Raw genomic sequence first — 13371 nt, 5'->3', positions numbered from 1 at the left:
AGTCGTTGAGCTCAGACATGTTAGCCATGCGTAACATGATGTTCTTATTAATAAAGGCGTTAGCAAACTCGGTTTGGTAACGCCTTTTTCGTTTCTATATTCTGATTTCTCTTGTATACCCACCTAACGTGGCTCCGTGACTAAAAAAAACAAATTTCAAAGTTAAGACTTATACCCTATTGCTACGCATCCCTTACTTTGTCATCGTTTTAGCATAGGAATAGTCAGCCGTTGTGAGAAGGTTATATGGAATTAGGTCGTTCGTTCTTTACTGTATCTTTATTGTCATTGGTATTAGTTGGGTTTAATAGCAACGCTGCTATATTTGGCGAAAAAATGTCCGCTGAAGAAAAAGAAGCCTGGATTAACAGCTTAATCATAACAATGGAAAGCAACGAAGAGTTTCTTTCTATGTCAGAGTGCTCGGGAATATCCTCCAATAATTTAAAAAGCGGGTTTAAGCAAACCATGTCACGGTGTTATGACAACAGCTCAACACCCATTGGGTTCAATAAATGTGTTGATGATGGGGTGACTAAACTGACCGGTCTCACGATAGAAAAAATTGATCAGTGTGATATGGGTGTTGATGCGGATAGTCAGAAGAAAATCGATGAAATTCAAGAACAAATCGATGCTATTGATGAAAAGGATGTGTTGACTGAAAGTGACGAATTAAAACTCGATCAACTCTACGCGGAATTAGATGCAATCTACGATGTTTTGGAGCGCTCCGACGAGCAGTTACGACAAGAGATGATTGATGCGTTGAATGAAAATCATGGCTCATTGGCACCACTTGAGCTCGATTTCTCAAGTGATGACATCATCGACGTGCCTTGGCGAGAGCTCCCCCCTCGATATGATCACCTCCCTTCGGATGAAGCCAGCACAATGAGGAATCGCTGGGCGATATGCAGCAATATGAGCAGGGACTCTGTGTTAGTCGCTGAAACAATAGGTGCGGTCAAAAAGCACCCAGATCGTTATGCAATAACGGATAAGCAAAACCAAACTCAAATGAAAGATAAGTATCATGCGAGTTACGGTACGTTTCTTGACGTTATTGATCGAAAAATTCTTGAGCTAGGGTTTGCTCATTGGGTGTCTGCGGGCACCAGTGCCGCAAACTATGAAATCGCGCAAAGTGCTTGGAACTGGTGTATTAATCAACCTTTACATCATTTTGAAGATTTAGATGATTCGCGGTTAGATTGAGCGTGAGAGACTATTTGTTCCTCCCATGCGGTTTAATGACCAGTAGAGGAATCCCTACTGGTCTTAATGACATGCTTACATAAGTAGATATGAGGCTAATGGGGCTGCATTTATATCAGCCTCTTTTCGTTAGTGTTCGCTTGCTATTGGTATGTAACTCTTTAACCCCTGCTATTCATCTATCTTCCGCTTAACCTTCCATTCTGACTTTATCTGCTTTTTCGTGTCATAAACATCAAGGTTAATAACACGGCCACCAACAAACCACTGCCCATCAGTAATGCATAATCTTCGAGCCGCAGGATGGAATACAAGAGCGCATACAAACTACCAAGCATGGTTAGCATGATGACGCCCCGACCTTTGCTAGCGGTCGCACTGCCCACGTAGGCGGGAATGCTGACCAAAGGAATGCTGGCGGCCGCCATAAATGCCATGGTGAAACTTAAGTGTTCAGAGAGTGCCAACAGCACTAGATAAAATAGCGTCATGGCTGCGCCAACCATGGCGTATTGCAGCGCCGACAAACTTGATGTGTTGTCCTTCTGCATGCCGAGTTCGAACATCATTAATACGATAAACGTCAGGGCAACAAACAGCAGACCGTACTTGAGCGAGCGCTCGATTTTTCCGTAGTGTGTGTTTGGCTGAAATAACTGCGTATAGGCATTGGCTTCTTCGAGATTGACGCTGGAAGAATCGACAAAGATCTGCGGATAATTGCGGCTTAAATGGCTGATGTTCCAATCTGCAGAAAAGCCTCCTTCGTTGATGTGTCTTGCTGAAGGCAACGCGCCGCTAAAGCTTGGATGGGGCCAATCCGTATCAAGCTGGAATGTTGAAGTCTCGCCTAAAGGCAAAAAGCCGATACCCTGTGAACCGCGAAGGCGAAGCTTGAAATCCAGCGTAAACGGTGCCGGTGTTTCAGCTAAAGAAACAGGACGGTGAAAGCCCCTTTCCAATGCTGTCGTGTTCAGCCCTGTGCCTGACATTAAGCTTGCTTCGGATCTCGCCCCTACGCCCGTTACTTCAAACACATCGACGCCATCAATGGCCTTGTTGGCCGACAAACCAAATGCCAAACGTGCCGCATCAAAATAGAAGTGCTCGAGGTTGGAAATCGTCGGCAGATCAAAGGCAAATTGTGCCTTCCCTTCAATCACGCTTTGATACACCAATGACTCGTAAATACCTCTGGTGCGAAAATCATGGGTTAAGCTCGATTTCAGCGTTAGGTTTTTGGGGAGAATAACCAACTCATCATGATGGCGAACCCGGCGCTCTCGCACTTCACCTTCCGGGGTTTCTACCTCTTGCACAACGATGTAACTGTAAGGCAGTACCAACACGGGGCCCGCTAAGGTTTGTTCACTCCCCCAAGACTGACCAATTTCATTCACTACGTCGTTGTACAAGTACTCTCGTTCATTCGCCATATCATGCACCATGGAAAGCGGCACGATCGCCACTAAACAAAGCACTAAGGCCAAGACACCTTTCAGTAACACAGTGCTTCGTGTCTGCAGTTCAGGTAAATCAATGTTGACGTTCAAGCGGTTTAGCCCTGTTTTGATCAACACAAAGGCACCAAAACCAAAAACGGCGAGCAACAAGAGGGCAAGCAGCCCGAAGAGTAATTCAGTCATGAGTCTTCCTTGCGATTAGATGACCAGATGATATGTGAGAGGACATTAAACCAAAGCAACGAAGTCACAGGCTGGCAATGTGGTGATCAATTGTGGCGAGAAGATGGCGAGCGGAATTGCTATGGCTTTTAAGGTCTGCGAACAAGCTCAAAAATGACCTGTATATCAGAGTGATATATTCTGCGTTCGATGACAATTTTAAAGGAAGCGCCATGAACAATAAGGAATGTGTTCGTGAACTTTGGGAGCGCTTTAGCCAGGGCGATTATCAAGGCTCTCGTCACCTTATGAAGCCAAACATCAACATCGTGTGGCCAACAAGCCGCGAGTGCTACGAAAACGCAGACGAATACCTCGCAGTCAATGAAGTGTTTGGCGAAGGTTGGACGTTTGAAATCCTTTCCCTTGAAGAAACCACCAGTGGCAAGGTGATCAGTGTGACGTATGTTTCCTGCCCTCAGTGTAAAGACAGTTTCTATGCGACCAGTATTTGCCAATTTGAGGATAATCTAATCAGCCACATGGAAACATTTTGGGCTTTTCAAGATCAACAACCAGAATGGCGAAAAGGATTAAGCCATGTTTATTGAGCAAGTCACTTTATTAGTGGTGACGGGTTCTCTTTCACTCCGTCGTTGACGGCTTTTTCTTTCTGTTTCTGTTTAACAGGAAAGTACAGATACGGCGGAAAGTTGAAGATAAATGTCATGAATCGTTTGATGAGTGCCATTTTCGATTTGTTTTTATTGGGTGTAGACATACGCAAACTCCAAGAATCCGTTTATATGCCCACTGCAATAAATCATCGTGACCTTAGGTAACGTTCAGATTTATCGTGGTTTTATTGTGGGCTGTTGTTGTTTTTCGGGCATGTTACGAGGGGAGTCAGCGCATGAATACCGAATTTACGTTCCATTACAGTAGATTGCATAAACTCACAGTGCTTGGCAAAAATTGTCGTAAATCGAATGATTGATGAGCAAAAGAACGGCACCGCACTTGCCCTTACTACTGGCACTGTTGCGCTTTGGAAGAGCCAGAGGGTAACGAAAGGCTTTCTCCCCTTGACGATGCGCTTGTTCTCAAACTGATTGCAACACTACCCGATGTCACCCAAAGGCTTTGACCCGCATTTGTTGCTCCGTCCCTAAAATACTGGAAATGTAATCGATATCATTCAGTAGGTTATAACGCCAATCACAAATAAAAAAGACTCTGCATCTTCATGTTGTTAGCTCAGTGAATCCTCTGCTTTTTTTAATGATGAGCGATAAAGCTCGTGAATATTGCAAGGGGAAACGATTGAATAAAAGCATAAAAATAGCACTGACCATCACCATGATGGCGCCATGTCTTTTGGCTGCAGAGACAACAACTCCCGACATTGCCGATGTGTCACCACGCATTGTTGGTGGCATTGATGCTAATCCCGCTGATTGGAAATTTTATACCCAGATTGTGAATCGAAACAGTAACCGCTCATTTTGTGGCGCGAGCTACATTGGCAACGGATTCGTTTTAACAGCAGCACACTGTGTAGATACCGATGCCCCAAATCATATTGCAGTCAAAATCGGCGGGAGCCGATACAACGGTACCGATGGCACTCGCCTCGACGTGTCACAGATACATATTCACCCAAACTTTAATACTTCCAATTTGGCGAATGACATCGCCCTACTCAAACTAACGAACGCTCCTGCTGGCCTGACGGCGGTCGATATCGCCAGTGGCTCCCTTTACCAATATGCTTCAGATGGTGATTATCTCACCGTTGCGGGTCTTGGGCGTACCGCTGAAGGTGGCAGCTCACCTTCGGTTTTACAGGAAGTCGATGTGCCTTTGGTGTCGGATGCTGATTGCCGTTTGGCTGGGGGAAATTACACCTCAATCGGCGGTGTTTCATTTTGTGCGGGGTTACCTCAAGGTGGAATCGATTCCTGTCAGGGCGATAGCGGTGGCCCGATTGTTATCAACCGCGGTGGTAACGTAACGCAATTAGGCATTGTAAGTTGGGGTATCGGCTGTGCCCGTCCTGGGAAATACGGGGTGTACAGTGACATCGCTGCCCTTAAGACCTTTGTCGATGACATTGTTATTGGTGGTAGCGATAAAGTTCATGTGGCATTTGATGAGAACGAAGTGCTGTCAGACTTCATCGTCGGAGAGCCAAAACAGCACAGCTTTTCCGTCCAGAATGCGGGTTTTGCACCCTTCACGATCGACCGACTCTCCGTTTCAGGGGCGGGAGTGGCGACATCTCCGGTTGTCGTAACAGACAGTTGCTCACAAACCACGTTATTGGGGAGCGAGTCTTGTCAGGTCACCATTGAATTTGGTGCGTCCCAAGTGGGCACAGCAACGGCAACAATGACGTTTGAAGTGGATCAAACCACCACCATCTACAATGCCACGGTATCGGCAACGGCAAACCCTGCTTCAGGTTACTGCTCCACAGATTGGAAGGAAGACACTGTGTACCTTCCAAAAGACACGGCAACGTGGGGTGGTAAGCTTTGGAAAGCTAAATGGTGGACGCAGGGACAACATCCATCGACGAGCGGCCCTTGGGGACCCTGGGAAGAAGTCGGTGTCGCCCCCGATTGTGGCGTCACCACGCCAGTTGAACCGCCTGTTCAGCCACCTGTAGAGCCGCCAGTACTTCCACCAGTAGAGCCTCCTGTAACGCCTGAGCCACCAACGAATGGCGAAGGTTATGTTGCCGGAACCCAATACTCGGCTGGCGATATTGTTGTTCATAACAATAACACTTACGAATGTAAGCCGTGGCCTTACAACCTTTGGTGTGGCGCAGCGCCAAGTGCTTATGCGCCGGGAACAGGTACTAACTGGCAAGATGCTTGGATAAAGCGCTAAACGCTATTACAGTTCTCAGTTCTCAGCCCTCAAAACTTGAGGGCTTTTTACATCCTTGCGCTTTGAATGGCATGTGCTTATTCAACTGAGCTATCGAGTTTTTTCATCTCTTGCTCTGAGAATTGCACATACCCAATAGGAATATCGCTGTCCAGTTTAGCGATGATTTTCTCGGCACTTTCTTGACCAAAACCGCCGCAAAGCTCCACCACCTGAGCGCCATTGGCAATGAGTTTTTGCGCCGCTCCGAGTGCTTGGTCATCTGAACTGACACCAAGGATTTCGGTGCGAAACAGAGGCGACTCAATCACGGATTGATGCTGCTCTTGCTGGTAGTCCGGTGATTTAATGATGAAACCGTAACGGGAAATCATGAGGAGTCCTTGCGTGCTTGATTAGTGATTTGTAGATTGCGTAATGGTGATCCAACTTGCGTGAGTAACTGATTGCAAGGTTTAGTCACCCAATGCAGCGAGTTGCTCGACAACACATTCGATAAACAATCGCGTCTTCTGAGGCAGGTAATCTCTCGCAGTATAAACTGCAAAAATCGAGAACCCTTTGACTGGGTGTTCTGGAAGTAATTCCACTACGCCCCCTTCATCCAAATCTTGCTGATATAACCACCTTGGCCCCCAATGGATCCCTGAGCCTGCCGCCACTAAAGGCCGGATGGCTCGTAAGCTGTTGGCGGCGACATTGCTATGAATGCCCTGATGGGAGAACAGGTTGCCATCTTCAAACGCAATATCCACTCTTGCTTGAGAAAGTGAATACAGCACAAACTGATGCGATGTCAGATCTGCCAACTTCTTGGGTGTTCCCATCCGCGCTAGATAGTCAGGGCTGGCCACTAACACGCGGGGGATCTCGCCCACTTGCCGTGCGTAGAGAGAAGAATCCGCTAATGGTCCAAAACGAAAGGCGACATCAATATTCTTCTCCAGTAGATTATCGACGTCACTGCCGAGTAGCAGCTCTACGGACAAATCTGGAGCCTGCTTTTGGATTTGAAGGATGGCAGGAATAAGAAACCGCTCGCCAAAGTCTACCGTGGCGCTTACGCGCAATCGTCCGCGAACTGACGATGACCCTCCTGTAATTTCTTCTTCCAGCGCAGATTGCTCAGTAACGAGCTTGCTAAGACCTTTGTAATAAGCCTGTCCCAATTCCGTGGGTAGCGAGCGGGTTGTAGAGCGTTGTAGCAGTTTGACTTGGAGCCTTGCTTCGAGTGCCGCGACTTTTCGACTGAGTGATGAGGGCTCAACATCCAAATGCAGCGCCGCTTTTTTGAAGCTGCCAGATTCAACAACTTGCAGAAATGCTTGTTCGGGAGTGATCATACTTATTGCACATTTAACAATCCTTAAATGCAAATTAGCACCTTCTTTCCACATTGTCACAACTGCTACTTTTAATGATTAAAGGACTAAAAAGGAATGACGATATGAAAAGGCTTCAAGTGTTTACCGCGATATTTATTGCGTATTTTGCATTTGTCACTGCACCGTTTGCGCAAGTAAAGGAATCGGCGAAGGCCGTAGAGATTGCTGAAAATATCTACAGCTTCTCTCAATCTGGCGAATACATCTCCATGTTTGCCGTCACCGGTGAAGGTGTCGTCGTGTTTGAAACCATCAACACGCCTCACGCCAAAGCTATGGTGGAAGAGATAAAAGCCATCACAGACAAACCGATTATTTGGGCGCTGCAAACGCACAATCATTGGGATCACTCAAGTGGAGGGCAGGTCTTCCTTGATGAAGGCGCAAAGATTCTGGCTCATAAAGATGCGGCGAAATGGATAAAGGCCAACCCTTATCCAGACATGGTTAACCCGACGGACACGTGGTCTGGCTATCGCAAGGATTTGATGTTTGGTGATACCAAGGTTGAACTGCATTTTCTAGGTTTAAACCATGGCATGGGCATGACGGTTTTTGTCTTGCCGAAAGAGCGTATTGCGTACATTGCCGACCTTGTGACCCCTAATCGCGTGATTTTTGCCGTCGTCCCAGATTTTAACCCCCGAGAGTGGGAGCGCTCATTGAGTAAAATCCTAGAGCTCGATTTTGATCGCGCAGTGTTTTCTCACAATGAAGGAGAGAACCCGCTTCAAGGCGGTGGCAAAGCAGAAATTCAGGCGCAGCTCGAGTTTATTCAGGACTTACGTGCTGGCTTCTATGCAGAGTTACAAAAAGGCACCAATCCCTTCTTGATCCCATCAGTATTGAAGCTGCCCAAGTATGAGAACTGGGTGGGTTACGATCAGTGGTTGGAAATGAACATCTGGCGCATTTTGTCAGACGAATTCATGGGGCCTTTCCCCTGGTATGAAGTCAACGCCGATTAATACCCAAAGGCCGGATTGATAATCCGGCCTTTTCATTTTATATGCTCGATCTCAGAAACCATGTTGGCACTAACGCGATGTTGTGTGACGCCTTCTCATTACCCTTCCTCAATATTGCGCCCGATAGCACGTTTGCAGATCTATCCTCCATACTGAGAAATTTGATAATTTAGTCAAAGGGTTAGTGGGTGTTGGGAAAGGCGGAAGAATATGCAAAAAAGCATCGAAACGGAAAGGCTTAGATTGCGAGCGTTTGTTATTGATGATGCCCCAAAGGTTGCCGAGTTGGCTGGGAATAAAATGATTGCTGAAATGACGGCGAACATTCCCCATCCCTACACGGTTTCTGATGCAATGACATGGATTGATTCTCACAGCGCGTTGTTCAACCAAAAAAAGGCAGTTGTTTATGCCGTGACGCTGAAAGAGACAAGTGAGGTGATTGGGACGGTTAGTTTTCCAACATTACGTGATGGGTTGGGCGTTCTAGGTTATTGGTTTGGCATTGATTTTTGGGGAAATGGCTATGCGACAGAAGCATCCAATGCCTTGATTGCCTTTGGTCAAAAACACCTTGGGCTATGGCGATTGCAGGTCATGCATTTGGTCGAAAATGATCGTTCACGATCGGTGATCGAAAAGCTCGGTGTTCAATATGTTGAAAATCGCGTCAATCGAATGCAAGGGCAAGATCGTGAAGTCTGTGTTTACGAGTCGGACATTGAGAACTTAACGCTGAGTGACATGCGTTCTGAATGTTAGGCAGATTGTCCTATCGAGGTTAGCTCTGAATGTCGCACTTTTTTGAGGAGTTTTAAGTCAATGAATTCAAAGGAAGTCGTTCTCGCTTTTTGGAACGCGATGAAGACCAATGATTTTGCTCGCGCCAGTGAATGGTTGAGTCCTGACTTTGAAGGCTTTTGGCCTCAGTCAAGCGAATTGACGATCGGTAGAAAGAATTTCGTCTCCATTAACAGTTATTACCCCGCCAACGGGAAGTGGGAATTTGAGATTCACTCTGTTGTTTGTGATGGTGCAACTGTGGTCACGGATGTATCAATAACTGATGGCGTCCAAAATGCGCGGGCAATAACCTTTCATACTGTCGAAAATGGACTGATTCGAAAGCAAAAAGAGTTTTGGCCAGACCCAATGGAAGCCCAAGAATGGCGAGCGAAATGGGTTAATGTGGTGAAAGCATAAGCCCAATCGGAGCATACGTTTTGGGCTTATGCTTTGGTTCTTTATACCTTACTTAATCACTCTCGCTTTTCGGCTGAATCTTCATCAAGAAGACGTTCTAGATGCAATGGCAGTTCGCTGAGTAACTCCGGTTTTTCTTCAAGTTGTTGCTTAAGCAGTGCGATGGCTTTTTGTTTCTCTCCCGCCGCTAATAAGTTTTCCACGGCTTCGAACGGGTTGCTTAGTGCTTTCATCGCGGCGCTGGCATCTTCTTGAGGTGCGAATTGGAACTTCATTGAACGAGAAGCTTCGCTAGGCGCGGATTTGCGGATGATTTGTTCTTCTGCGGGTGCAATTTTTGCCTCAACATCTGCCTCAGCACCTGCATCAATGACAGCGTCAATCGTGGCGTCGAGCTCTAGACTGTCTGCTTGTTCGACATTATCCATTAGCACTGGGGCTTTCATTAACTCGTGCTGAATCGGCGATTGCAGGCTTTGGTCGACCCATGTCCACGGAGCGAGCAAGGCGACAAACCCCACCGTTGCGGCGATCCCAGCATACGTCCACCACGGCATGTGCTTGCGAGTTTGTGTCTTTGCTTTGGCTTGTGCCTGAGTTTGGGCTTCGGCATAGCCAAGAATACGATTGTCCAAGTCATCACTTGGAGTTTCTGTCGCGCTTTCCTTGTACAGCGCGACGATCTCTTCATCTTTGAATGGCGCTGTCATTGTCGTTCTCCGAGTTTTTTCGTCAGGCAGTCTCTCAACTGTTCCATCGCGTAGCGAAGGCGAGTTTTCACGGCTTCGGCTTTCGCGCCGACGATCTCGCAAATCTGCGCAGGCTCAAACCCCGCTTCATGGCGCAGCAAAAAGGCTTCACGTTGCAAAGGCGCTAACAAGCTCATACAGGATTTGATGGCTTGATGCTTATCGCCGTCCATATCTGGCGTGTCGCTTTGTTCATCATTGAGCGTTTTCGCGTAGTTGTCTGACGACAGGTTCTTGCGGTGCTCATCAATCACCAAATGGTGGGCGATATGATAGAGCCAAGTGGTGAACTTGGCCGACGGTGTGTAGCTTTCCCGTTTATCAATCACGCGATACCAGACGTCTTGATACAGCTCTTCTGCACGGGCGTGTTGGCTCGCGCCAAGCTGCCGGAGGAAGTAGCGGTAAAGCGGGTTTTTGTGGCGTTTGTAGAGTTCAGCAAAGGCGCGTTGGTCGCCTTCGCTGAAGTTCACCATCAAGTTTTCGTCGCTTAGACTGTTCATGTAAACCGTAGACTGTCCATTAAAGGCTCTGAGCTATCTCCACCAGGCTGATAAATTCGCCGCGGTAGTTGTGAGGGTCGTCTCCTCGGTTTTCTCGGGCGATATCAGCAATTTGACTGTAGGCTAAACCATCCACATAGTGGTTGTCTTTGAGTTTCTGCGCAAAGGCGGCAACCGCGGTAGCAAACTGAAAATCAGCACTCGCTTCTGTGAAGGCTGGCTTGCCAGAATTGCCTTTCACGGTATAGGACGTGAGTTTGCTTTGATCTTCATTCGGCAACTTATATCTGACTTTTACCTGTGCGAGTTCGTCACCAAAGCCCGTTTTGCCGGCTTGCTTGTCTTGATAGCGAAGATCGTCGATACGGCCTTTATCACCCACAAGGGTCACTTCATAGAGTGCGGTCACCGTGTGGCCTGCGCCAATCTCTCCTGCATCGACGTTGTCGTTGTTAAAATCTTCGTCTCGAAGCTGGCGGTTCTGATAACCAATCAAGCGGTATTCTTTGACGGTGCTGGGGTTAAACTCCACTTGGATTTTAACGTCCGAGGCGATGCTTTGTAGCGTACTGCTCATTTGGCGTAATAACACTTTTTGCGCTTCATGCAGGGTGTCGATGTAAGCGTGGTTGCCATCACCGATATTCGCGATCTGCTCCATCATGGCATCGTTATAGTTGCCACGTCCAAAACCTAGGGTTGTCAGTGAAATGCCATTTTCTCGCTCCTCTGCCACTAAGGTCTTTAGGGCATCTAAGCCAGTAACGCCGACGTTGAAATCGCCGTCTGTCGCCAATATGACGCGGTTAACGCCATCATCAATATAACCTGCTTTGGCTTGTTGATAAGCGAGTTTAATGCCACTTTCCCCGTAAGTGCCGCCGCCAGCTTGTAGGCTTTTCAGTGCGTTGACGATGGTAGTTTGTTCACTGCCTTTGGTGGGTTTAAGCACCACGGAGGCATTGCCAGCATAGGTCACCACGCTGACGTTGTCGTTAGCACTGAGGTTTTTCACCATCAGCGAGAGACTTTGTACCAGCAGCGGCAGTTTGTTGGGTTGGTTCATTGAACCTGATACATCCACCAGAAAGACGAGATTCGATGCTTTTCGCTCGCTAACCGGAATGTCATAGCCTTTAAGGGCAATGCGCATCAGTTGATATTCTGCATTCCACGGAGCGGGTGCGACTTCTGTATTCACAGAGAACGGCAGAACCTTGGTGGAAGGCGCGGCGTACTGGTAGTCAAAGTAGTTGATGAACGCTTCTTCACGAATGGCATCCGCTGGGGGTTTGTTTCCCATTTTGAGGTAACTGCGCACGTTGGCATAACTGCCGGTATCGACATCAATGGAAAAGGTCGAAAGCGGAGACGTCGCTACTAATTTTGTGTCGTTGCTTGGCGTGTCCAAGTAGTTATCACGATTTTCAGGTTGGAAATAAGAGTCAGGGCTTGGCATCGGCATGACAGCAAGCTGATGATGTGCAGCGCTAACTCGGCCCATTTTCGACATCTCTGCCATCCCTACCATCTTTTGTAGGGGCGGAGAGGGCAAGACTTGCACGGCGTCGGCTTCTGCCAGAGCGACTTCTTCTTGAATGGCTGGCTTAGGCGCATCGGCGTTGGTGGACTTGCGATCATTGATGGATTCTGAACAACCGATGATCACTGTGAGGGCTGCTGCAACTGCAATAGAGACTTGATTGCGCTTCATATACCGTTCCTTTTTTCTGTAGGTTTTTCGGTATAAACGGGCGAGTCTTTGAAAGGGGTGAAATATTTTCTCACTTTTTTGTGCAGTGCCAGCGAGAGTGTTCTGCGTAATGGGCACTGTTGCCTTCGTATCCTTCTGGTATTATCTGGGCGAGCAGGACACAAGCGTTGTTATTTCCTGCCATTTTGCGTTTGAAGGAGAACGAATACATGGATCTGAAAGGTCTGGAAAAATACCTTGCGTTAAACCGCATTGATTACAAAGAAGCGACAGATAATGATGGGTTGCTCATCAACCTTGGTTTTCTGGTTGGCCGCGTTCACGTTAGATTCGATGAAGACAGCAAATCGTTTAACTTTAATGATAAGTCGCGTTGGATCATTCAGGCCGTGTTAATGGCATTGATGCTGTATTTCTTGTTCACAAACTTGGGTGTTTACTCACAAGTTCAACTTTATACCTGCATCGGTGTCACTGCCGCGATGTTCGGCATCTTTGGCTATAAAGAAATGCGAATCAAACAGTTGAAGCAAGCGATTACTGCTGAGTATCAATCGTCATAACGGTGTGTTCAGAGTCTGTAATAAATGATTCGCGAGATTGTCATATTTCTCTGCTAGCTTCGATATTAGGTTAGTGCCCAGATAGTGTGAAGAGTGAGTTTTCTCTCGGTTTGGGTACAAGGAAACGCCTGACGAGAGGTGCAGTATGAAGCTGGTAAATGTACTGAGCGGCGACATCGTTAAAGAATCAGAAAACTTGGAAGAGCTCAAACAGCTCGGCCTGTCTATCGCGTTGCATGATGGGATCGAATCTCCTCATTGGAACCTAGATGACGCATCCAGTTATTCTCGACCGCGTAAAAAATCCCTGTATTTGAGTGATGAAGAAGGGGCGTTATTTCGCATTTTCTTGCCGAAATAAACGTTTCTCAGTGAGCCATACGCGCTTTCGCTTGTTGCGTTCAAACAATGCAGCAAGCGCTAGTTATTTGCACTCGTCTTTTTCTTCACCTGCATGCAATGCATCGCCATGTTCCTCGTTGCCATGTTCCTTGTTGCTATGTCCGTCATTGGTAATTTCTTGATTGGCAGTTTCTTCATTGGCA

15 protein-coding genes are annotated in these 13371 nt (G+C 47.2%); 8 read left to right on the top strand and 7 right to left on the bottom strand.

What is annotated here, in order from left to right; translation table 11 throughout:
* Nucleotides 1-246: 246 nt before the first annotated feature.
* Nucleotides 247-1218 (top strand): coiled-coil domain-containing protein, encoded by a 972-nt coding sequence (locus Q365_RS0101030; protein ID WP_028021592.1) that lies wholly within the window; start codon nucleotides 247-249, stop codon nucleotides 1216-1218.
* A gap of 209 nt (nucleotides 1219-1427) precedes the next feature.
* On the opposite strand, the gene creD is transcribed toward Q365_RS0101030, so the two are convergent.
* Nucleotides 1428-2864 (bottom strand): cell envelope integrity protein CreD, encoded by a 1437-nt coding sequence (gene creD, locus Q365_RS0101025; protein WP_028021591.1) that lies wholly within the window; start codon nucleotides 2862-2864, stop codon nucleotides 1428-1430.
* A gap of 212 nt (nucleotides 2865-3076) precedes the next feature.
* On the opposite strand from creD, the gene Q365_RS0101020 reads away from it, so the two are divergent.
* A complete protein-coding gene (locus Q365_RS0101020) occupies nucleotides 3077-3454 on the top strand; it encodes a nuclear transport factor 2 family protein (protein WP_028021590.1) in 378 nt (125 codons plus the stop codon).
* A gap of 5 nt (nucleotides 3455-3459) precedes the next feature.
* On the opposite strand, the gene Q365_RS26610 is transcribed toward Q365_RS0101020, so the two are convergent.
* Nucleotides 3460-3624, bottom strand: a complete 165-nt coding sequence (locus Q365_RS26610; protein WP_155858972.1) for a hypothetical protein — start codon at nucleotides 3622-3624, stop codon at nucleotides 3460-3462.
* 578 nt (nucleotides 3625-4202) lie between these two features.
* On the opposite strand from Q365_RS26610, the gene Q365_RS0101010 reads away from it, so the two are divergent.
* Entirely contained in the window at nucleotides 4203-5741 is a 1539-nt protein-coding gene (locus Q365_RS0101010; RefSeq protein ID WP_051563737.1) for a trypsin-like serine protease, read from the top strand.
* Between the two features lie 77 nt (nucleotides 5742-5818).
* Here Q365_RS0101010 and Q365_RS0101005 read toward each other — a convergent pair whose 3' ends face one another.
* Nucleotides 5819-6115, bottom strand: a complete 297-nt coding sequence (locus Q365_RS0101005) for a DUF6506 family protein (RefSeq protein WP_028021588.1) — start codon at nucleotides 6113-6115, stop codon at nucleotides 5819-5821.
* A gap of 81 nt (nucleotides 6116-6196) precedes the next feature.
* Entirely contained in the window at nucleotides 6197-7084 is an 888-nt protein-coding gene (locus tag Q365_RS0101000) for a LysR family transcriptional regulator (protein WP_028021587.1), read from the bottom strand.
* A 104-nt stretch (nucleotides 7085-7188) separates the two neighbouring features.
* Here Q365_RS0101000 and Q365_RS0100995 point away from each other — a divergent pair, with 104 nt between their 5' ends.
* The 3 genes from Q365_RS0100995 (at nucleotide 7189) to Q365_RS0100985 (ending at nucleotide 9297) form a co-directional block, all read left to right on the top strand.
* Nucleotides 7189-8094 carry an MBL fold metallo-hydrolase gene (locus Q365_RS0100995; protein ID WP_028021586.1) on the top strand — a complete coding sequence of 302 codons (906 nt, stop codon included), beginning with the start codon at nucleotides 7189-7191 and terminating at the stop codon, nucleotides 8092-8094.
* Nucleotides 8095-8304: 210 nt separating this feature from the next.
* A complete protein-coding gene (locus tag Q365_RS25225; RefSeq protein ID WP_051563697.1) occupies nucleotides 8305-8856 on the top strand; it encodes a GNAT family N-acetyltransferase in 552 nt (183 codons plus the stop codon).
* A gap of 60 nt (nucleotides 8857-8916) precedes the next feature.
* Nucleotides 8917-9297 (top strand): nuclear transport factor 2 family protein, encoded by a 381-nt coding sequence (locus Q365_RS0100985; RefSeq protein ID WP_028021585.1) that lies wholly within the window; start codon nucleotides 8917-8919, stop codon nucleotides 9295-9297.
* Between the two features lie 56 nt (nucleotides 9298-9353).
* Here Q365_RS0100985 and Q365_RS0100980 read toward each other — a convergent pair whose 3' ends face one another.
* The 3 genes from Q365_RS0100980 to Q365_RS0100970 are packed head-to-tail and all read right to left on the bottom strand — an operon-like array spanning nucleotide 9354 to nucleotide 12263.
* Nucleotides 9354-10007, bottom strand: coding sequence for a hypothetical protein (locus Q365_RS0100980; RefSeq protein ID WP_028021584.1), 654 nt, complete (start codon nucleotides 10005-10007; stop codon nucleotides 9354-9356).
* Nucleotides 10004-10549 carry a sigma-70 family RNA polymerase sigma factor gene (locus Q365_RS0100975; protein ID WP_028021583.1) on the bottom strand — a complete coding sequence of 182 codons (546 nt, stop codon included), beginning with the start codon at nucleotides 10547-10549 and terminating at the stop codon, nucleotides 10004-10006. Before Q365_RS0100975 ends, Q365_RS0100980 begins: the two co-directional genes overlap by 4 nt.
* Before the next feature lie 19 nt (nucleotides 10550-10568).
* The gene (locus Q365_RS0100970; RefSeq protein WP_028021582.1) at nucleotides 10569-12263 is read right to left on the bottom strand and encodes a vWA domain-containing protein; all 1695 of its coding nucleotides are present in this window, start codon (nucleotides 12261-12263) and stop codon (nucleotides 10569-10571) included.
* A 209-nt stretch (nucleotides 12264-12472) separates the two neighbouring features.
* Between Q365_RS0100970 and Q365_RS0100965 the strand changes: the two genes are divergently transcribed.
* Together Q365_RS0100965 and Q365_RS0100960 are read left to right on the top strand one after the other, a co-directional pair.
* Nucleotides 12473-12826 (top strand): hypothetical protein, encoded by a 354-nt coding sequence (locus Q365_RS0100965; protein ID WP_028021581.1) that lies wholly within the window; start codon nucleotides 12473-12475, stop codon nucleotides 12824-12826.
* A 145-nt stretch (nucleotides 12827-12971) separates the two neighbouring features.
* Nucleotides 12972-13187: a hypothetical protein gene (locus tag Q365_RS0100960; protein WP_028021580.1), complete on the top strand. Its 216-nt coding sequence runs from the start codon at nucleotides 12972-12974 to the stop codon at nucleotides 13185-13187.
* The last annotated feature ends 184 nt before the right edge of the window (nucleotides 13188-13371 follow it).

Source organism: Enterovibrio calviensis DSM 14347, assembly GCF_000621165.1.
In the GTDB taxonomy this organism is placed as follows: Bacteria; Pseudomonadota; Gammaproteobacteria; order Enterobacterales; family Vibrionaceae; genus Enterovibrio; species Enterovibrio calviensis.
This window is presented reverse-complemented; position numbering and strand designations above follow the sequence as displayed.

Coding starts and splice junctions, on each gene's coding strand:
- Q365_RS0101030 (WP_028021592.1), top strand. CDS start 247: ATGGAATTAGGTCGTTCGTTCTTTACTGTATCTTTATTGTCATTGGTA.
- creD (WP_028021591.1), bottom strand. CDS start 2,864: ATGACTGAATTACTCTTCGGGCTGCTTGCCCTCTTGTTGCTCGCCGTT.
- Q365_RS0101020 (WP_028021590.1), top strand. CDS start 3,077: ATGAACAATAAGGAATGTGTTCGTGAACTTTGGGAGCGCTTTAGCCAG.
- Q365_RS26610 (WP_155858972.1), bottom strand. CDS start 3,624: ATGTCTACACCCAATAAAAACAAATCGAAAATGGCACTCATCAAACGA.
- Q365_RS0101010 (WP_051563737.1), top strand. CDS start 4,203: ATGATGGCGCCATGTCTTTTGGCTGCAGAGACAACAACTCCCGACATT.
- Q365_RS0101005 (WP_028021588.1), bottom strand. CDS start 6,115: ATGATTTCCCGTTACGGTTTCATCATTAAATCACCGGACTACCAGCAA.
- Q365_RS0101000 (WP_028021587.1), bottom strand. CDS start 7,084: ATGATCACTCCCGAACAAGCATTTCTGCAAGTTGTTGAATCTGGCAGC.
- Q365_RS0100995 (WP_028021586.1), top strand. CDS start 7,189: ATGAAAAGGCTTCAAGTGTTTACCGCGATATTTATTGCGTATTTTGCA.
- Q365_RS25225 (WP_051563697.1), top strand. CDS start 8,305: ATGCAAAAAAGCATCGAAACGGAAAGGCTTAGATTGCGAGCGTTTGTT.
- Q365_RS0100985 (WP_028021585.1), top strand. CDS start 8,917: ATGAATTCAAAGGAAGTCGTTCTCGCTTTTTGGAACGCGATGAAGACC.
- Q365_RS0100980 (WP_028021584.1), bottom strand. CDS start 10,007: ATGACAGCGCCATTCAAAGATGAAGAGATCGTCGCGCTGTACAAGGAA.
- Q365_RS0100975 (WP_028021583.1), bottom strand. CDS start 10,549: ATGAACAGTCTAAGCGACGAAAACTTGATGGTGAACTTCAGCGAAGGC.
- Q365_RS0100970 (WP_028021582.1), bottom strand. CDS start 12,263: ATGAAGCGCAATCAAGTCTCTATTGCAGTTGCAGCAGCCCTCACAGTG.
- Q365_RS0100965 (WP_028021581.1), top strand. CDS start 12,473: ATGGATCTGAAAGGTCTGGAAAAATACCTTGCGTTAAACCGCATTGAT.
- Q365_RS0100960 (WP_028021580.1), top strand. CDS start 12,972: ATGAAGCTGGTAAATGTACTGAGCGGCGACATCGTTAAAGAATCAGAA.